A 19661-nucleotide genomic window follows, 5' to 3' on the forward strand; every position below is an offset into this window, starting at 1 on the left:
TCATTGCGCCTGGGGCGCGGAGAATTCGGTGTTCACGCGGTCCTGCGCCGGCGCTTCGCCCGGGCGGGCGACCGCCGCGAGATGGAACGCGAAAGGCTGCGGCCGCGCGTCGTCCCCCGGCACCACGGCATAGACGCGCAGCCGCATCGTGGTGTCGGCCGGCACAGTGAAGCGTAGTGCGGGCTTCGCCGCCGCAGCGTCCATCTCGTCGGTATAGATCACCCCGCCGGCCAGCCCTTCGAGCGACAGCACCGTGTCGCGCGGACGGTCTTCCATGTTGCGCAGCTTGATCGTGAAGCCATCGCGCACCGATCCGTCGGACAGTTGCACGAATTCCGGATTGCGATCGCGCGCCACCGACAGGTCCAGGCGCGTGCGCTGGCCCAGCATGAACAGCAGGCCGAGGCCGATCGCGCTCCACAGCCCGAGATAGACCAGCGTGCGCGGCCGGAAGATGGCCTTGACCAGCGACTTGGGCGCCCCGCCCTTGCGTTCGTGCTCGGCATCGTCGAGCGTGCAATAGTCGATCAGCCCGCGTTCCCGGCCCACCTGCCCCATCACGCGGTCGCAGGCGTCGATGCACAGGCCGCAGGTGATGCAGCCGATCTGCGCACCTTCGCGGATGTCGATCCCGGTGGGGCACACCGCCACGCACTGCTTGCAGTCGATGCAGTCGCCGATCGCGCCAGGCAGGCGCCCTTCTCGAACCTTTGCGGCCTGCTTGAGCGAACCGCGCGGTTCGCCGCGCCAATCCTTGTAGGTGACGATCAGCGACTTTTCGTCGAGCATGGCCGACTGGATGCGCGGCCAGGGGCACATATAGACGCAGACCTGCTCGCGCATGAAGCCGCCCAGCCAGAACGTGGTGAACGTGAGCACCGCCACGCAGGCATAGGCCACGCCAGGCGCCGCACCGGTCCAGAATTCGCGCTGGAGCGTGGGCGCATCGGCGAAATAGAAAATCCAGGCGCCCCCCGTGGCAAAGCTGATGGCCAGGAAAATCGCCCATTTGGTCAGCCGCTTGGTGATCTTGCGCGCGTTCCACGGGGCGCGGTCCAGCGCCAGTTGCGCGTTGCGGTCCCCGTCGATCAGACGGTCGACATGCTGAAACAGATCGGTCCACACCGTCTGCGGGCAGGCATAGCCGCACCAGGCGCGTCCCACCGCCGAGGTGACCAGGAACAGCCCCACCCCGGCCATGATCAGCAGGCCGGCCACGAAATAGAACTCGTGCGGCCAGATTTCGATGCCGAACATGTAGAAGCGGCGATGGGCCAGATCGATCAACACCGCCTGGTTGGGCGCCCATGGCCCGCGATCCCAGCGCAGCCACGGCGTGCCCCAATAGACGGCCAGGCAGAACGCCATGACCGCCCATTTGAACCGGCGGAACCGCCCGTCGACCTTGCTGGGGCAGACCGGTTCGCGCCGGGCATAGAGCGAGGGTTCGTGGTGCGCGGTGGCGTTGTCGCCACCCCCTTCCTGCGGAGAGGGGGTGGACGCCACCAGCTTGAGCTTGGGATCAGCGGGCATGGCTGGGGTTACCGTGTTGCCGGCGCCGCCGGGGCAGCGTCGGGTGCAGGAGTTGCGGCGGGCAGCGCTTCGCCACCCCCGCGCGAGTGGACATAGGCCGCCAGCATCTTGACGGTCACCGGATCGAGCCGCTGGCCCCAGGCCGGCATCACGCCCTGGCGGGCATAGGTCACCGTCTGCGTCAGCGTGGCGCGATCACCGCCATAGAGCCAGATCTTGTCGTTGAGGCGCGGCGCGCCCACGGTGCGGTTGCCCTCGCCATTGGCGCCATGGCAGACGCTGCAATTGTCGGCAAAGATCTGCGCGCCACGGGCAGACGAAGCGCTGGCCTTTTCCTGCCCGCTGATCACGCGGACATGGCTGACCACGTCCTGCACCTGCGCCGCCGTCAGGATGCCATCGCGCCCGAACGCGGGCATCTGGCTGGTGCGGGTCTGCTCGTCGCCGGGATAGCGCACGCCATGTTCCAGCGTCTGGTGGATCGTGGCGATGTCTCCGCCCCACAGCCAATCGTCGTCGTTGAGATTGGGATAGCCCTTGGAACCTGCCGCGCCCGAGCCATGGCACTGCACGCAGTTCTGCTTGAAGGCGGCAGCCCCGCCCTCGATCGCGGCGCGCAGCAATTGCGGATTGTCCGCCAGCTTTTCCACCGGCGTTGCGGCGATGGCAGCGCGGGTCTGGGCGCGGGCGGCGTCCGCAGCCGCCAGGTCTTTGGCCAGTGCGCCGCGGCTGGTCCAGCCAGCCGTGCCGGCCGAGGCCGCATGGCGCCCCGGAATGGCCGGGTAGACCACCACATAGCCGATCGCGAACACGATCGTGGCGTAGAACGTCCACAGCCACCAGCGCGGCAAGGGCGTGTTGAGTTCTTCGATGCCGTCCCATTCATGTCCGACGGTTTCCACGCCGGTGGGCTCGTCGATGCGCTTGTCAGCCATCGTGGTCCTCCGTGAAGATCGAGTTGGCCGCTTCCCTGCCGGAGGACTTGCCCCCACGGCGGAAAGGCCAGATGCACAGGGCCAGGAAAATCACGCCCATCACCACCAGCGCCCAGCTATCGGCAAAGTGGCGCAAGGCATCATACGTGCTCATCGCCCCTTCTCCTTGGCCAGGTCTTCCTGCGCGGCGGGCGCATTCACATCCACCAGCGTGCCGAGCATCTGGAGATAGGCGACCAGCGCATCCATCTCGGTCAGCTTCTTGGGATCGCCATCGAAATCGCGAACCTGGGCCTTGGGCCAGCGGGTCTTGAATTCGGTGGCGTTTTCCGGATCGGCCTGGGCCTTCAAGTCGTCGTTGGCCTTGGCGATCTGGTCCTTCGTGTAAGGAACGCCGGTGGTGTAGAGCGTTTGCAGCTCGGCCGTCATGTCCCCCTGGTTGAGCGGACGCTCGGCCAGGAACTGGTAGGTGGGCATGATCGATTCCGGCACGACCGAGCGCGGGTCTTTCAGATGCTGGACATGCCATTCATCCGAATACTTGCCGCCCACGCGCGCCAGGTCCGGCCCGGTGCGCTTCGATCCCCACTGGAACGGGTGGTCATACATCGATTCCGCCGCCAGGCTGTAATGGCCGTAACGCTCGGTCTCGTCGCGGAACGGACGGATCATCTGGCTGTGGCAGACATAGCAGCCTTCGCGCACATAGATGTCGCGCCCGGCCTGTTCGAGCGGGGTGTAGGGGCGCATCCCCTCCACTTTCTCGATGGTGTTGTCGATCCAGAACAGCGGGGCGATTTCCACGATCCCGCCGATCGTCACCGCAGCAAAGGCAAGGACTGCCAGCAGGGTGACATTGCGCTCCAGCGTCTTGTGACGCTCGACAATGCTGGACATTATCTATCTCCTTCCTGCGGCGTTCAGGCGGGTTGGGCAACGATGGGACGATCCTTTTCCGGATCGAACGCGGCATCGTGCATCGGCGCTTCGGTGCGGTACTGGCCCAGGATCGTCCTGGTGATGTTGATCACCATGATCACCGCGCCGCTCAGGTAGAGCAGGCCGCCAAAGGCGCGCAGGGCATACATCGGGTGCAGCGCGGCGACGGTTTCGGCAAAGCTGTTCACCAGATAGCCGTCAGGCCCGTATTCGCGCCACATCAGCCCCTGGGTGATGCCCGCCACCCACATCGAGGCCGCATAGAACACGATGCCCAGCGTGGCGCACCAGAAGTGCCAGTTGACCATGCGCAGCGAATAGAGCCGCTCGCGGTTCCACAGGCGCGGCACCAGGTAATAGAGTGCCCCGAACGTCACCATGCCGTTCCAGCCGAGCGCACCGGAATGCACGTGGCCGATGGTCCAGTCGGTGTAGTGCGAGAGCGAGTTGACGCTCTTCACGCTCATCATCGGGCCTTCAAACGTGCTCATGCCGTAGAACGCCAGGCTCATCACCAGCATGCGCATGATCGGATCGGTGCGGATCTTGTCCCACGCACCATTGAGCGTCATCAGCCCGTTGATCATGCCGCCCCAGCTCGGCATCCACAGCATGACCGAGAACACCATGCCCAGCGTCTGCGCCCAATCGGGCAGCGCCGTGTAATGCAGATGGTGCGGGCCAGCCCAGATGTAGAGGAAGATCAGCGCCCAGAAGTGGATGATCGACAGGCGATAGGAATAGACCGGGCGCTCGGCCTGCTTGGGCACAAAGTAATACATCATCCCCAGGAAGCCGGCGGTCAGGAAAAAGCCAACCGCGTTGTGGCCATACCACCATTCCACCAGCGCGCCCTGCACGCCGGCAAAGATCGGGTAGGACCGCGAGCCGAACAGGCTGATCGGAATGTTGAGGTTGTTGACGATGTGCAGCATCGCCACGGTCAGGATGAACGAGAGGTAGAACCAGTTGGCCACATAAATGTGCGGCTCGCTGCGCTTCACGATCGTGCCGACGAACACCGCCAGATAGGCCACCCAGACGATGGTCAGCCACAAGTCAGTGTACCACTCCGGTTCGGCATATTCCTTGCCCTGGGTAATGCCCAGGAGATAGCCGGTCGCCGCGATGACGATGAAGAGCTGGTAACCCCAGAACACGAAACGGGCGAGGCCGGGGAAGGCCAGCCTCGCCCGGCAGGTGCGCTGCACGACGTAGAACGACGTGGCGATCAGCGCATTGCCCCCGAAAGCGAAAATGACCGCCGAGGTGTGCAGCGGGCGCAGGCGGCCGAAATTGATCCATTCCAGCCCCAGGTTGAGCTGGGGCCAGGTCAGCTCCAGCGCGATCCACAGGCCAGCGGCAAAGCCGGCGATACCCCAGAAAACCGTGGCGATGACGCCCCAGCGAATCACATCGTCGTCATAGCGCCCCTGATCGGGCATGCGCAGGATGCCGCGCACGGCATCGTCGACGTTCTTGCCGCTGATGGTCACCCACAGCGCAAGGGCGGCGGCGATGCCGAAGATCGCCATATGAATCGCGAAACCCTGGTCTACTGCCAGAGCACAGGCAACCACCGCCAGGACAAGCGCACCAAACCATAGCCCGGCGCGCAACAGAACCTGTTCCATGGACCCTTCCCTTCCATGATCTACTACAGATTCCGCCCCTGCGCCGATTGCCGGCATTGCACATTGATACGGGTCAAATAACCCCAGTGGTGAGCGAATTGTTGAAACGCTTGCCGTTTTTGCGTTGCGTCAATGTAGCGAATCGTTTGCCGGCGCATTGACCGTTTCACGCCAGAGGGAACGGAGCCTGCGAGGGGCAGGCCGCCTGCGGCGCAGCCTGCAACTGGCGCAGTCTGACAGTGACTAGGAAACGTGCGATGAAAAAGGTTCTTGGCAAAGCTCTCGGTGCCGCCGCGCTGGCGCTGGCGTTCGCCTCTCCCGCCCTCGCGGCCGATGATGCCCCGGCCGCCGGCAAGTGGCAGGTCAAGGTGCTGGCCACCTCGGTTCTTGCCGATGGCAAGATCACGGCCGTGCGCAAGGACCTGATCGGCCTGCCCGCCGGCTCGCAGACCGATGCCAGCAACAACGCCTTCACGCCCACCTTGGCAATCGAATACTTCGCGCTGCCCAACGTGTCGGTCGAAACGATCTGCTGCTTCACCGCGCACCACGTGTCGGGCGCCGGCGCGCTCGATGGCGCCAGCCTGGTCGATCACGCGCTGATCCTGCCGGCAACGGTCACCGCCAAGTATCACCTGACGCTGCCGGGCGGCATCAAGCCCTATGTCGGCGCCGGCGGGGCCTGGTTCTTCTACATTGCCGAACGCCCCGGTGCCACGGCGCAGACCCTTGGCGCCACCCGTGTGAAGCTGGACAACGATGCCGGCGTGGTGGTGCAAGGCGGGATCGACATTCCGATTACCAAGACCGGCCTTGGCCTCACGCTCGATGCCAAGAAGTACTGGATCAGCACGACCGCGCACTTCTACACCGCCAACGGCACCGAAGCGCTGACCACGCGCCACCGCATGGACCCGTGGGTGCTCAGCGCAGGCGTCGCCTACCGCTTCTGATCACGGCGTACCACCGATAGCCCTGCATATCCGTCGTATGCAGGGTTGCGGGCGGGTCGGTCCAGGGTCTGGGATCCCCTGGCATCGGCCCGCCCGTTTTCGCGTCCTGCACCGGCAAGCGCTGCGCCCGGCGAAGGCACGATCCGTCTCGGTTCGTCTTAAATATTGTAAATTCAACACGATTTGGTGCCAAAAGTCGGGTGAGACGGGCTATGCGGGGGGAACCTTTGCAATGGCTAATCAGGGACCCAAGAGATGGCCGTCACCCCCTATCACCCCAAGATCCTGGGCATTGCCCTTGCCCTCGCCGCAGCCGGCGGCGCGGTGCAGCAAGCCACGGCGCAGACCGCGCAAGAGACCAGCTACAACGGCAAGCTGGAACGCCGCAGCCCGCGTGATGGTGAAATCTATGACAGTCACCCGCTCCAGCTCAGCGCCGGCAAGCGCTATGAAATCGGCGTGGAATCGACCGAGTTCGACCCGCAGATCACGCTGACCGATCCCGATGCGGAAGTGATCGCCGAAGACGACGATGGCGGCGAAGGCAACAATTCCCTGCTGGAGTTCTCCCCCACTCGCAGCGGCACCTATCGCATCCGCGTGAAAGCCGTGGACGATGGCAAGGCGGGCGCGGCCTACAAGCTGACGATGCGCGAACTGCGGCCCCTGCCCGCCCCGGTGCGGGCCAAGCCGGCAACCACCGCCTCGCTGCGGATGGAAAGCTATGGCGGCTCGCTCGACGCCAGCGATGGCGAAGTGAACAAGCGCTATGAAGACGAATACGTGTTCCATGTCGAAGGCGGCCAGACCATGCTGTTCTTCCTGAACAGCAGCGCGATCGACCCGGTCCTGCAAATCTATGACCTGCCCGGCCGGACCACGGGCCGCTCGATCGACCAGGACGACGACGGCGGCAGCGCGCAGAATGCGTTCATCGCCTTCTCGCCCAAGGACAGCGGCGACTATATCGTGCGGGCCACCAGCGCCAACGAACACGAGACCGGCGCCTATACGCTGCGCGCCGTGCTCGTGCCGGCTGACTGATCAGCGAACCGCCGGCCTGCTCCTGCGGAGTGGGCCGGTGCCGCAACGAAAATGCGCCTTGGCGCATTTTCAAAACGGGCTCTTACCCGGCCAGTGCCACCAGAGCTCCGCGATTGACGATTTCCACGTCGCGCCGGGCCGGCAGATCGATCACGCCTTCGTTCTTCAGCTTGGTGAACTGGCGGCTGACCGTTTCGATGGTCAGGCCCAGCACATCGGCCACCTGCTGCCGCGAAAAAGGCAGGGTGAAGCGCGTGGCCGGGCCGCGCGTGATCGGGGTGCAGCCGGTCTCGGCCAGGCGTTCGGACATTTCCAGCAGGAACGTGGCGATCTTTTCAGGGGCCGTCTTGCGACCGAGCAGCATCATCCATGAACGTGTGCGGTCCAGCTCGGCCAGCGTGCGTTCCAGCAGCTTGTGCTCCAGCCCGGGATGGCTGCGGGCGAAGCGATCGAAATCGTTGCGCGAAAACACGCAGACCCGCGCGTCCGTCAGGGCGACGACGCTGGCCTTGCTCGTCTGGCCAAAGGGGCGGCCAATGAAATCCGAAGGATAAGCCACACCCACGATCTGCTCGCGGCCGTCCTCGGTGCTCGTGGTCAGCTTGAGCACGCCTTCGATCACGTTGGCGACGAGCAGCGAATCGTCATCCTCCCAGATCAGGGGTTCGCCCGCCGAGACATTGCGGCGACGGCCGATCGCATTGAGCGCGGTGATTTCCTGATTGTCGAGTCCGGCACAAATCGCGCGATTGCGGACGACGCAGGTTTCGCAAGAAGACATGTCGCCCCAAATACCAGCTTGCGCACGCCAAGACAATCACAAGACCCGGTCTTATAAGACCAAAGTGTAATGAAGCCGGAGGCAAAAAAGGGGGGCGGCAAGCCAGGCTGGCCGCCCGAGTTGGGGAGAAATCACGCGAAACGAACAGTCTGTCCGGGTTGGAAAGAGCTGTTCCCTTCGGCGATTTCCGGTCTAGCGCCCCGCGCCCGGCCCGGCTTTGATCCGCGTCAACCGCCCCGCAATTCGTGCGAAAACGGTGTAATTTCGCGCTTCTCGTTACACCCCCTGGGCGATTTCTACGGCATCGTGATACTGCCCGCGGAAGAACAGCAGCGGCGTGCCCCCTGCCCGCGAATCCAGCGCTTCCACCGCGCCGACCACCAGCCAGTGATCGCCGATGTCTTCCACCCGCTCGATCCGGCAGTCGATCCAGGCCAGCGCGTTGTCGAGCAGTGGCAAACCAGCGGGACTGTGACCGTGCGCCAGTTCGGCAAACTTGTCGTCGGCGCGGCTGGCGAAGCGGCGGCACAGGTCGAGCTGGTCTGCCCCCAGCACATTGACGCAGAACCGTCCGGTGGCGGCAATGCGCGGCCAGGAGCCCGAACGCTTGTCCGGGAAAAAGCCCACCAGCGGCGGATCAAGCGAAATCGAGGTGAACGAGCCGACCACCAGGCCGGTGCGCAGCCCTGCCGCGTCAACTGACGTGATCACGCAAACGCCGGTGGGATAGGCGCCCAGAACGGTGCGGAAATGCTTGGGATCGATCATGAGGCCCTCGAATGTGGGAAATTTCGCTGCGCTGCGTCAATTGCCGATCCGGGCCACTTCCTCAAGCACCCGTTCGGCCCATTCGCGCCGGCAGATCAACAAATCGGGCAGCCACGTACTGGTGTTGTTGTAGCGCAGCGGCGAACCATCGATTCGCGACACATGCAGCCCCGCGCCGGCCGCTACGGCGACGGGCGCGCAATTGTCCCATTCGTATTGCCCGCCCGAATGCAGGTAGATTTCCGCCTGGCCGCGCACCACGGCCATGGCCTTGGCCCCGGCGCTGCCCATCGGCAACAGCTCTCCGCCGATGGCCTTGGCCACTTCCACCGCCTCGTGCGCGGGGCGCGAGCGGCTGACCAGCAGGCGCGGCACCGGGGCCATGGGCGGCAGCGGCTGGGGCGGACCATCACTGTCGAGAACCAAGTCTTCCCCCGGCAGCGCCACGGCGCCCAGCACCGCCTGGCCATCCACGGCCAGGCCCACATGGACCGCCCAGTCGCTGCGCCCCTCGCCATATTCGCGCGTGCCGTCGAGCGGATCGATGATCCACACGCGCGACTTGGCAAGGCGCGCGGGCGTATCGGCGGTTTCCTCGCTCAGCACGCCATCGTCCGGCCGGTGCGCCGCCACTTCGGCCATCAGGAAAGCGTTGGCCAGGGCATCACCCTGCGCTCCCAACGCTTTACCTTCATGAGTCCCGGCGGCGCGCAAATCCATCAGGATGCGCCCGGCGCCTGCGGCCAGATGCCGCGCCAGTTCCAGATCGTCCATCGCCTGCCCCCGCTGGCCGGTTCAGATCACCGGCATCCACGCGCCGATCACCCGTTCGACGATCCGCTCGGCGGCGTCTTCGGGGCTTTCGCGCGTGGTGTCCACCCGGATTTCCGGATTTTCCGGGCGCTCATAGGGGCTGTCGATCCCGGTGAAGTTCTTGAGCTGGCCGCTCCGCGCCTTCTTGTAGAGGCCCTTCACATCGCGCTTTTCGGCGTCTTCCAGCGGGGTGTCGATGAACACCTCGATGAATTCGCCCTCGGGCAGCAGGCCGCGCACCAGGTCGCGCTCGGCGCGGAACGGGCTGATGAACGCGGTCAGCACGATCAGCCCGGCATCGGTCATCAGCTTGGCCACTTCGCCAACGCGGCGGATGTTCTCGATGCGGTCGGCATCGGTAAAGCCCAGGTCCTTGTTCAACCCGTGGCGCACGTTGTCGCCATCGAGCAGGAACGTGTGCTTGCCCAGCGCGTGGAGCTTCTTTTCCACCAGGTTGGCAATGGTGGACTTGCCCGAGCCGGACAGCCCGGTGAACCACAGCACGGCCGGCTGCTGCATCTTGAGCGAGGCATGGGCCTGGCGCGTCACGTCCAGCGCCTGCCAGTGCACGTTCTGGGCACGGCGCAGGCAGAAGTTGAGCATGCCGGCGCCGACCGTGGCATTGGTGATCTTGTCGATCAGGATGAACCCGCCCAGCGCGCGGCTCTGCGCATAGGGTTCGTAGACCAGGGCCTTGTCCGTCACCACTTCGGCCACGCCGATCGCGTTCAGTTCCAGCGTCTTGGCCGCCAGATGCTCCATGGTGTTGACATTGACGACATACTTGGGCGCGCGCACCGTGGCCGAAACCGTCTGCGTGCCCAGCTTGAGCCAATAGGCGCGGCCCGGCGTCAGCGCCTCGTCGGCCATCCACACCAGCGTGGCGTCAAACTGGTCGGCCGCCTCGGGCGGCGCGTCGGCCAGCGCGATGACGTCCCCGCGCGAGCAATCGATCTCGTCAGCCAGACACAGCGTCACCGCCTGCCCCGCCTGCGCCTGGTCCAGATCGCCCTCCAGCGTCACGATCCGCGTGACCGTGCTGGTCTTGCCCGAAGGCAGCACCCGCACGATATCGCCCGGCTTGATGGTGCCGCTGGCGATCAGGCCGGAAAAGCCCCGGAAATCCAGGTTCGGGCGGTTGACCCACTGCACCGGCATGCGGAATGGCCGGGCGAGATCGTCTGCCCCGCGCACCGGCACGGCTTCGAGATGCGCGATCAGCGACGGACCGGTGTACCACGGCGTATTGGCCGAGGGCTGCGTCACATTGTCGCCGGCAAAGCCCGAAATCGGCAGCGCGGTGAAGGCCTCAATACCGATGCTGGCGGCAAAGGCGCCGTAATCGGCGACGATCTCGTCAAAGCGAGCCTGGCTGTAATCGACCAGGTCCATCTTGTTGACCGCCAGCACGATGTTGCGGATGCCCAGCAGGTGGCACAGGTAGGAATGCCGCCGCGTCTGCACCAGCACACCCTTGCGCGCGTCGATCAGGATCACGGCGAGGTCGGCGGTGGAAGCGCCGGTCACCATGTTGCGGGTATACTGCTCATGGCCGGGGCAATCGGCCACGATGAACTTGCGCTTTTCGGTGTTGAAGAAGCGATAGGCCACATCGATGGTGATGCCCTGCTCGCGTTCGGCAGCCAGGCCATCGACCAGCAGCGCGAAATCGATCGCTGCCCCTTGCGTGCCCACTTTCTTGCTGTCGCTTTCCAGCGCGGCAAGCTGATCCTCGAAGATCATCTTGGAATCATAGAGCAGCCGCCCGATCAGCGTGGACTTGCCATCGTCCACCGACCCGCAGGTGATGAAGCGCAGCATGGTCTTGTGCTGGTGGGTTTCGAGATAGGCGTCGATATCCTGCGCGATCAGGGCATCGGTCTGATAGATGACATCCGGCTGGCTCATCAGAAATACCCCTGCTGCTTCTTCACTTCCATGCCGGCGCCGCCCGCATCCTTGTCGATCACGCGGCCCTGGCGCTCGCTGGTGGTGGTCAGCAGGGTTTCCTGGATCACCTCGGGCAGCGTGGCAGCGGTGCTTTCCACCGCCCCGGTCAACGGGAAGCAGCCCAGCGTGCGGAAGCGGATCGAGCGCTCGACGATCTCGGGCCGATAGCCCAGCACCTGTTCCAGCCGCGCGATGTCGTCGGCCATGAACAGTTGCCCGTCCCATTCATAGGTCGGCCGCTTTTCGGCAAAGTAGAGCGGCACGATCGGCACGTCGTTGAGGTGGATATATTGCCAGATGTCCAGCTCGGTCCAGTTGCTGATCGGGAACACCCGGATGCTTTCGCCCTTGTTCTTGCGGGCGTTGTAGAGGTTCCACAGCTCGGGCCGCTGGTTCTTGGGATCCCACCCATGGCTGGCAGTGCGGAACGAGAAGATGCGCTCCTTGGCGCGGCTCTTTTCCTCGTCGCGCCGCGCGCCGCCAAAAGCCGCATCGAAGCCATACTTGTCGAGCGCCTGCTTGAGGCCCTCGGTCTTCCACATGTCGGTGTGCAGCGCGCCATGGTCGAACGGATTGATGCCGCGCGCCTTGGCTTCCGGGTTCTGGTAGACCAGCAGGTCCATGCCGCTTTCGCGCGCCATGCGATCGCGCAGCTCGTACATCGCCTGGAATTTCCACGTGGTGTCCACGTGCAGCAGCGGGAACGGCGGCGGCGAGGGATAGAACGCCTTGCGCGCCAGGTGCAGCATCACCGCGCTGTCCTTGCCCACCGAATAGAGCATGACCGGCGCCTGCGCCTCGGCCACGACTTCGCGCATGATGTGGATCGCCTCGGCTTCAAGGCGCTGGAGATGGGTGAGCGACGGCATGTTCATGGCGCCGCCTTTGGCACAGGCATGGCGGGGAATGACAGGGCGAATTGATTAAGCACCCCCAAGCCAAACTTTGGCAGGCCGCCAAGCCAAAAGCTCCCCTCCCGCTTGCGGGAGAGGCTGGGGGAGGGAATGCTCCCGCAAAACCCACACGCCCTCCCCAAACCCCTCCCGCTTGCGGGAGGGGCTTATTCAGTCGAAATAGGCGATGCAGCGCACTTCGATGCTGCTGCGCGTCTGTGTGTTCGCCAGGCTGGTATCGTGGAACGCGGTGTGCGGGCAGCGCCAGGTGACGCTTTCGTCGCTGTCGTTGAACTTGAACAATAGCACGTCCTGCGCGTCCATGTTGGCGAAATACCACCAGCGATGCTCGGGGCGATAGCGAAAGATCGTCGCGGCGATCATGTCCTCCTCGCCGGGCACCGGCGCGGTCAAGGCCTCGCCGACCGGGAATTCGTCGACCACGAACAAGGTGTTGGAGGCGGTTTCCGCTTCTCCGACGCTGCGCCCGTCACACACCGCCAGCGGCCAATCCTGCGGCCCGGGCGAAAACGTGCGCCACAGGGAAAAGCAGATGGCGCGGGCATAGCCACCGCGATCGGCAAAGCGCTGTTCGTGCATGCGCCGGGCGGCACGGCGGGCGGTCGGGCGGTTGTAATCGACATGGGCCTCGCCCGCCGGGGGCTGGATGCCGCCGTTGTGCTGGTAATGGGCCACCTTTTCCCGCGCCCTTGCGGAAAGATCGGCCGAGGTGCGGATCATCCAGCCCTGCGCCGCCACGCGATCGGCGCCGCACAACCGCGCCACCAGTGCTTCCACTTCCGCCAGGTAGTGCGCATCCACCGCGGCGCGATCGTGAAAACCCTCGATCGCCGATGCGTGGCGGCCCAGCATGAAACCATGGGTATCGAGCGTGAAATGGTCGCGCATGGGCATGCCGTCACGCACCACCACCGCATGATCGGTATACGTCCCGGTGTTGATTTCCGCCCCCTGGCTCACATAGCGGCGGGTGACGAAATCGCCCTCCCCCAGATAGCGGATGATCGCGGGGGCCTGGCGCGCGGCCTCTTCCACGGGGTCGAACAGGTCAAGGCGGGCCGGCAACACGGTGTCCATCGCAGATCCTCTCGCATCGGGGCGTCTGGCGCGCCCCACTTGTTCGTAGACCTAACGATTGCCGGCATGCGTGTCCAGCGGCAAGCCCCGGCGCCGAGACGGCAGCGCCGAGGCTCGCCCACCGGTCAGAACGCGGCGCTCAGCGTGGCCTGGAACGTGCGGCCCCAACGCACGATCTGCGGCACCACTTCGCTCGTCGGGCTCACCGTCCGATAATAGCTGATGTCGTCAAAGATGTTGCTCGCCTGCACCGACAAGCGCACGTCGGGACTGAGTGCGTAGCCGACCGAGGCATCGACGCTATGCGTGGCGCGCTGCGTGTCATTCATCGTCGCACCGCCCCATGTGCCAAAGCGATAGGCCGCCACGAGCGCGCCGTTGTAGCGATAGGCGAGGTTGGCCGAGACCTTCTTGCCTTCGTAGAACACCGAGGCATTGGCTAGGAATTTGGGCACGCCCTGCATCGCCTGGGTGGCATCGGTGCCCGAATCCAGCAGGTGCGCCCAGGAATGCTGGAACGTGACATTGCCCGACACGCCAAAGCCGGAAGCCCATCCCTGCAACTCGGTCAACTGATAGCGCCCTGCCAGTTCCAGGCCATAGAGCGCGGCGTTGCCGCCATTCATCGGCTTGCTGATCGAGCTGACCCCGCTGCTGGCGATTTCCTGCGCGCGATAGCTGGTGCCACGATCATAGAGGTAGTTGCCGATCGCCTTGTAGAACGCCGCGATCGAGCCGCTGAAACCGTGGGATTCGTGTTCGAGGTTGATATCGAAGTTCCACGATGTGACCGGGCGCAGATCGGGGTTGCCCTGGGTGATGCTGATCGTGCCGTCGCTGTTGAGTTCGGTCTGGGTGCCGCCCGCCAACTGGAAGAACGCTGGGCGGGTATAGCTGCGCCAGATCGCGCCGCGCAGGATGCCGCCCTGCCAGGGATGCCAATCGGCGTGGAGGCTGGGCAGCAACATGTCGTAGCGGGTGCGGCTGGTGCCCCAGCCGGAGGTCTGGCTGGCACTGGCGCCGTCGTCCACGCTCACCGTGTTCCAGAATCGGTTGTCGATCTGGGTGTGCTCAAAGCGCAGGCCTGGCTGGATCGCCACGCCCCCGGTCTCGATCCGCGCCAGGATATAGGCCGAAGCGACGTTTTCATGCCCCGACATGGTATTGCCGTTGTAATCGTCCGAGCTGAGCGTCACGCTCGAAGCCGCCTTGGCGGCCGCATTGGTCAGCGCCTCGCCATCGAAGCGGACGAACGAGTAGGGGTAATACTTATGGTCGATCGCCGCGATGGTGTTGCGGGCAAACGGGCTGGCGCTGAGCGGCGTGCCGGTGTCGATGAACGACAGGCCGCTATAGTCGCGCGAATAAGTGGCGCGGCTGCTGCGCACGAACTTGACGCCGGCCTTCAGCGCCTTGAGCACGCCATCGCCCAGCGCCAGTTCCGCATCGAGGCGACCGCCCAGCTTATTGGCCGTGCTGCGCGACGAGGTATATTCGCCGCTGCCATCGGCTTTCAGGAACAGGCTGCTGTTGTTGAGCCGGGCGAGCTGCGCCGCGCTGAGCGCCGGGATGGGATAGCCATCGCGATAGGTCACGCTGAACGGGCCGTTCAACTGGTTGGCGGCGCTGGTTTCGAACGAGACTTCGGCATGATCGGGTGCGGCGCTCTTGGCCCAGCTCCAGAACCCGGCATAGTCCAGCGTCAGCGCCCCGCTCTGGGTCTTGCCGCCCAGCTCGGCGGTGTCGAGCGCGGATTCGGCTGGCGCGGTTTCCACCCAATAGTGAAAGGCCGCGTCGCTTTCGGCATTCTGATAGAGCCCGTCGGGCCGGATCGTGGGCGACGAATAGTGATCGGCCTGGATGCCCTTTTGATAGATGATCTGGCGGATGTTGGATTCAGCCACCGTGCCACGCAGATAGAGCTTGGTGCTGCCCATGTCCCAATCAAGCGACAGCGCGCCGCCAAAGCGGGTCTGGTGGCCTTCGGTGAACTGCGCGTTGGTGCTGGTCAGCAAGAGGTTGTCTGCCTTGCTGAACCCGGCAGGATTGCTGCCCTGCTCGCCATCGGACACGGCATATTCCCACTGCCCGGCCTGGAAATCGACCATGGTCGAGGCAAAGTAGCGCTTGCCGTAATAGCCGGTGGCATAGATGCCGAACTGGTGATCGGCGCCCAGATGCGTGCTGTATTCCGCCTGGGTCATGCCGCTGGCGGCCGGCACGTGGTAATCCAGACCATATTGGCTGACCCCGCCTTGCAGCGTGACGCCGACATGACCGTCCTTGAAATTGTCGGCCGTGGGGGTGCGGAAATCGATCGTCCCGCCGATCGCGTCGCCATCCATGTCCGCCGTGGACGTCTTGCTGACGACCACCGCCGCCAGGCCCACCGGCGGCAGCAGGTCGAGCTGGATCTCGCGCGAATAGGGCATGCCCTGCGCGGCGTTGGCGCCGTTGACCAGGTTGACGTTATAGGACCCCGACAGACCGCGGACATAGACGAAGCTCGCCCCGCCGCGCGCCGCGCCATCGAGGCCGCCGTGGTTGCCCGAAGACGGCGTGCCGAAAAAGTCGGTCGGGGAAACCGAAATCCCCGCCACGCGCGCCAGGGCATCGACCACGCTGACATTGGGCTGGCGCACCAGATCTTCGGGGGCCAGCACGGCGGTGGTGCCGGCTGCTTCCATCTTCACCGTGCGCGCGGCCTGGCCAGACACCACGATGCTGCGCGTTTCGCCATCGGCATCGGCCGTTTCGGGCGCCGCCGCATCGGCGGGTGTGCCGGCAGCACGGGCCGCAGGTGCTGCGACCATCGCCAGCAACATGGCCGCGCCGGCCACGCCGCGCAGCAGCGGCGCACGACGAAGCGCGCCGGTAAGGATCGGCAAATCGGTCATCTGAGGACATCCCTGTTGGTGGAATCGTTGGCGCCGTGAACGGTGCGGTACGAGCCGGCACCTAGGCCCGGCGCGCGACGATTCCATGACAGCTCCACATTTTCTGATGGTTTTATTTGCGATTTCCCAAAATCATGCCAATTGTCATCGAAATTTCATCAAAAACGCCAAGAGCCCCTGCATGACCGCCCTTCGCTCGTTCGTCCACCGGCACGCCCTTGGCCTGTGCCTTGCCCTGGCCGCTGTTCCGGCCCTGCCCGCCCAAGCCGCGGTGGCCGTGCCGCCCCGCTCGGCCGGGGCGCTGCGGGTGATGAGCTTCAATGTGCGCTGGCCGGCGCCGGATGATGGCCTCAACACCTGGCCACAGCGCCAGCCGGTGTTCCTGGCCACGATCCGCGCCGCCGATCCCGATGTCATCGGCACGCAGGAACTGTTCAAGCGCCAGGGCGATGCCGTGGTACGCCACCTGCCGCACTGGCGCTGGTTCGGCCCCGATCGCTTTGGCGGCCATGCCAACGAACACATGGGCATTCTCTATCGCACCGATCGCTTGGCGTTGATCCGCCACGGGGTGTTCTGGCTTTCGCCCACCCCCGCCGTCCCGGGCAGCCTGGGCTGGGGCGCCACGCTGCCGCGCATGGTGCAATGGGCCGTGCTGGAGCGGCGGCTGGGTGCCCGCACCCGTTTCCTGATGATCGACACGCACCTGGCCAACCGCGACGTGGAAGACGAAACCGCCCGCGTGGAAAGCGCGCGGCTGATCGCGGCGCGCCTGCCAGCGCTTGCCGGGCGCCTGCCGGTCGTGCTGACCGCCGATCTCAACGCCACGGCAGGGAGCGCCGCTTATGCCACGCTCACCGCGCATCTGGCCGATAGCCGCGCGCAAGCCGCGGCTCCACTCGGGCCGGAACCGACATTCCACGATTTCACCGGCACCGGGCAGCAGCGCATCGATTTCATTCTGGAGCGCGGCTGGCAGGTGCGCGCCTATGCCACGCTGACCACCCACGCCGGGCCACGCTGGCCTTCCGATCATTTCCCCATTCTGGCAGACCTTGTGCCCAGCAAAGGGGAAAGCACGCCGCAACCATGAGCATCAAGCGCCAGGATCGCCAGGACCGCCTGCTCGCCCTCTTGGGCGCGGGCACCACGCTGGCCATCACCGCCCTCGCCCGCGAACTGGACGTCTCGGACGAAACGATCCGCCGCGAACTGCGCGATCTGGAGGCGGCCGGCCGGGTGGAGCGGCTGCATGGCGCAGTGCGTCTGGCCCGGCGCGAGACCGAAGGCCCGCTAGACCGTCGCCTGCACGAGAACGTGGACGTGAAGAAACGCATCGCGGCCGCCGCCGCGCGCTTCGTCACCGATGGCGACATCGTGTTCATCGACGCCGGCACCACCACGTTCTACATCGCGCAGGAATTGCGCGGGCACAGTGACCTGACGGTGATCACCAATTCCCTGGGCGTGGCCGAGGCGCTGGGCGGCATCAACGGCAACCGGCTGTTCCTGGCAGGCGGTCAGATGGATTACGAATACCGCGCCTTTTCCGATCGCCAGGCACAGGACTATGTCGCCGGGTTCACCCCGCATCTGGCGCTGCTTTCGGTTGGCGCGGTGAGCGCGGACCGGGGGCTGATGGATTTTCATGCCGGCGAAGCGACGATGAGCCGCATTGCCTATGCCACCGCGCAGCGCGTGCTGCTGGCGGCCGATTCCAGCAAGTTCGGCCGCTATGGCCTGATGGCCACGGCCCCTTGCGCCAAGGTCGGCGTGCTGGTGACCGACCAGCCGCTCGCGCCCGATCTGGCCCAGGCCTTTGCCCATGCCGAGGTGGTGGTAACTGGATAAGCCCTGCCAAAATGGTTGCGCCGCCCGATCGGCGCCCTACCTTGCATGGTATGCCCCTGCCCTTTCCCGGCCGCGCTGCCGACAGCGCCCGCCTTGCCGAAATCACCCGCATTCTGGCCCGCCACGGGCTGGGCTGGCTGGCCGCCCGGTTCCTGCCCGGCAGCGGAACACCGGCCGACGCGGCGGAAAGCGATCCGGCCACCACGCCGCAGCGGGTGCGGCTGGCGCTGGAGGAACTCGGCCCGGCCTGGATCAAGCTGGGGCAAATTCTCGCCACGCGCGCCGATCTACTGCCGCCCGCGTGGATCACCGAGCTTGAGCGCCTCCAGAGCGAGGCGCCCACCCTGCCGTTCGCGGCGCTGCAAGCCGAACTGGAAGCGGCCCTCGGCGCGCCAGTTAGCGAATGCTTCGCACAGTTCGATGAAACGCCGCTGGCGGCGGCCTCGATGGCACAAGTCCACCGCGCCACCTTGGCCGACGGCACGCCGGTGGTGGTCAAGATCCGCCGCCCCGGCATTGCCGCCCCGATGCTGGCAGACTTGCGCCTGATCGCGGGCGCGGCCGCTCTGGCAGAGCGCACCAACGCCCAGGCCCGGCGATTGCGCGCCGGAGCCATGGCCGCAGAACTGGCCGATGCGCTGCGCCAGGAACTCGATTTCACCGTGGAAGGCCGCAATGCCGACCGGCTGCGCGCCGATTTCGCGCGCAATCCGCGCGTGGTGGTGCCCACGATCCATTGGCCGCTGAGCAGCGAAAGCGTGCTGGTGATGGACTACGTCGCCGGTGTCGCCCCGACAAGCGCAGCCGCACTGACAGCCGCCGGCATCGATCCCGCGCGGATCGCCGCGCTGGGGGCAGACGTAGTGCTCGACATGGTGCTGATCAACGGCCGCTTCCATGGCGATCCGCACCCCGGCAACTTGCGCTGCCTGCCTGGCGACGGCATCGCCCTGCTCGATCTTGGCCTCGTCGGCCAGGTCTCGCCCCGGCGCCGCGAGGAATTCATCCGCTTTACCCAGGCGCTGATCACCTGCGACGATGTCGCCATGGCCGATGTCCTGGCCATCTGGGACGAAAGCGGCAGTGCCCCCGCCGCCGCCGTCAGCGCCGCTGCGCGGCGGCTGGTCGAAAGCCATGGCGGCAACACCCTCAAGCTCGCTCCGATGGTCGCCGATTTCCTCCCGCTACTGCGCGAGACCGGCATTGTCATGCCATCAGACCTGCTGCTGATCTTCAAGGCGCTAGTCACGATCGACGGGGTGCTCAGCCGCATCGAGCCGGGCTTCGATCTCGCCGCCGCGCTGCGCCGCTCCACCGTGCGACTGGTGGCAGCGCGGCTGGCGCCCGATCACTGGCAGCCGATCGTGCGCGCGCTGGGGCTGGAACTCGCGCACATGGGCAACGACGCACCGCGCCTGCTGCGCGCGGCGGTGCAGCGGTTGACCGAACCACCTGCCCCGGTCGCCCCCGCGCCGCAATGGGCCGCGCTGATCAAGCCGGTTACCCGCGCCGTGTGGGGCGCGGGCGCCCTGGTCGCCGTGGCGATCCTCGCCACCCGACTGATGGGCTGAG

At 65.6% G+C, this 19661-nt stretch carries 17 protein-coding genes; 5 read left to right on the forward strand and 12 right to left on the reverse strand.

Going from position 1 to position 19661, the window contains the following annotated elements; all coding sequences use genetic code 11:
* From ccoG to ccoN, 5 genes are read right to left on the reverse strand one after another with little or no spacing between them, the layout of a single operon-like run.
* The gene (gene ccoG / locus IE191_RS04245; protein WP_191323122.1) at positions 1-1533 is read right to left on the reverse strand and encodes a cytochrome c oxidase accessory protein CcoG; all 1533 of its coding nucleotides are present in this window, start codon (positions 1531-1533) and stop codon (positions 1-3) included.
* An 8-nt stretch (positions 1534-1541) separates the two neighbouring features.
* Positions 1542-2468 (reverse strand): cytochrome-c oxidase, cbb3-type subunit III, encoded by a 927-nt coding sequence (ccoP, locus tag IE191_RS04250; protein ID WP_191323123.1) that lies wholly within the window; start codon positions 2466-2468, stop codon positions 1542-1544.
* The gene (locus IE191_RS04255; RefSeq protein WP_191323124.1) at positions 2461-2622 is read right to left on the reverse strand and encodes a cbb3-type cytochrome c oxidase subunit 3; all 162 of its coding nucleotides are present in this window, start codon (positions 2620-2622) and stop codon (positions 2461-2463) included. The genes ccoP and IE191_RS04255 overlap by 8 nt, the downstream gene beginning before the upstream one ends.
* Positions 2619-3365, reverse strand: coding sequence for a cytochrome-c oxidase, cbb3-type subunit II (gene ccoO, locus IE191_RS04260; protein WP_191323125.1), 747 nt, complete (start codon positions 3363-3365; stop codon positions 2619-2621). Before ccoO ends, IE191_RS04255 begins: the two co-directional genes overlap by 4 nt.
* 23 nt (positions 3366-3388) lie before the next feature.
* Positions 3389-5041 (reverse strand): cytochrome-c oxidase, cbb3-type subunit I, encoded by a 1653-nt coding sequence (ccoN, locus tag IE191_RS04265; RefSeq protein ID WP_191323126.1) that lies wholly within the window; start codon positions 5039-5041, stop codon positions 3389-3391.
* Between the two features lie 257 nt (positions 5042-5298).
* Here ccoN and IE191_RS04270 point away from each other — a divergent pair, with 257 nt between their 5' ends.
* A complete protein-coding gene (locus IE191_RS04270) occupies positions 5299-5994 on the forward strand; it encodes an OmpW/AlkL family protein (RefSeq protein WP_191323127.1) in 696 nt (231 codons plus the stop codon).
* Between the two features lie 255 nt (positions 5995-6249).
* Positions 6250-7038 (forward strand): PPC domain-containing protein, encoded by a 789-nt coding sequence (locus IE191_RS04275; protein ID WP_191323128.1) that lies wholly within the window; start codon positions 6250-6252, stop codon positions 7036-7038.
* Between the two features lie 82 nt (positions 7039-7120).
* Here IE191_RS04275 and IE191_RS04280 read toward each other — a convergent pair whose 3' ends face one another.
* The 7 genes from IE191_RS04280 to IE191_RS04310 form a co-directional block, all read right to left on the reverse strand.
* Complete coding sequence (locus IE191_RS04280; protein WP_191323129.1) at positions 7121-7819, reverse strand: Crp/Fnr family transcriptional regulator; 699 nt, start codon at positions 7817-7819, stop codon at positions 7121-7123.
* Positions 7820-8095: 276 nt separating this feature from the next.
* Complete coding sequence (locus IE191_RS04285) at positions 8096-8587, reverse strand: flavin reductase family protein (protein ID WP_191323130.1); 492 nt, start codon at positions 8585-8587, stop codon at positions 8096-8098.
* Positions 8588-8623: 36 nt separating this feature from the next.
* Complete coding sequence (locus tag IE191_RS04290) at positions 8624-9361, reverse strand: 3'(2'),5'-bisphosphate nucleotidase CysQ (RefSeq protein ID WP_191323131.1); 738 nt, start codon at positions 9359-9361, stop codon at positions 8624-8626.
* 21 nt (positions 9362-9382) lie between these two features.
* Complete coding sequence (cysN, locus tag IE191_RS04295) at positions 9383-11308, reverse strand: sulfate adenylyltransferase subunit CysN (protein ID WP_191323132.1); 1926 nt, start codon at positions 11306-11308, stop codon at positions 9383-9385.
* Complete coding sequence (gene cysD / locus IE191_RS04300; RefSeq protein ID WP_191323298.1) at positions 11308-12219, reverse strand: sulfate adenylyltransferase subunit CysD; 912 nt, start codon at positions 12217-12219, stop codon at positions 11308-11310. Before cysD ends, cysN begins: the two co-directional genes overlap by 1 nt.
* 195 nt (positions 12220-12414) lie before the next feature.
* Positions 12415-13341 (reverse strand): CmcJ/NvfI family oxidoreductase, encoded by a 927-nt coding sequence (locus IE191_RS04305; RefSeq protein ID WP_191323133.1) that lies wholly within the window; start codon positions 13339-13341, stop codon positions 12415-12417.
* Positions 13342-13466: 125 nt separating this feature from the next.
* Positions 13467-16238: a TonB-dependent receptor gene (locus IE191_RS04310; protein WP_191323134.1), complete on the reverse strand. Its 2772-nt coding sequence runs from the start codon at positions 16236-16238 to the stop codon at positions 13467-13469.
* 181 nt (positions 16239-16419) lie between these two features.
* Between IE191_RS04310 and IE191_RS04315 the strand changes: the two genes are divergently transcribed.
* From IE191_RS04315 to IE191_RS04325, 3 genes are read left to right on the forward strand one after another with little or no spacing between them, the layout of a single operon-like run.
* Positions 16420-17331 carry an endonuclease/exonuclease/phosphatase family protein gene (locus tag IE191_RS04315; protein WP_191323135.1) on the forward strand — a complete coding sequence of 304 codons (912 nt, stop codon included), beginning with the start codon at positions 16420-16422 and terminating at the stop codon, positions 17329-17331.
* Positions 17328-18089 carry a DeoR/GlpR family DNA-binding transcription regulator gene (locus tag IE191_RS04320; protein ID WP_191323136.1) on the forward strand — a complete coding sequence of 254 codons (762 nt, stop codon included), beginning with the start codon at positions 17328-17330 and terminating at the stop codon, positions 18087-18089. Before IE191_RS04315 ends, IE191_RS04320 begins: the two co-directional genes overlap by 4 nt.
* A gap of 50 nt (positions 18090-18139) precedes the next feature.
* Positions 18140-19660, forward strand: coding sequence for an ABC1 kinase family protein (locus IE191_RS04325; RefSeq protein WP_191323137.1), 1521 nt, complete (start codon positions 18140-18142; stop codon positions 19658-19660).
* Position 19661 lies beyond the last annotated feature (1 nt).

Source organism: Novosphingobium pokkalii (genome assembly GCF_014652855.1).
GTDB classification, from domain to species: domain Bacteria; phylum Pseudomonadota; class Alphaproteobacteria; order Sphingomonadales; family Sphingomonadaceae; genus Novosphingobium; species Novosphingobium pokkalii.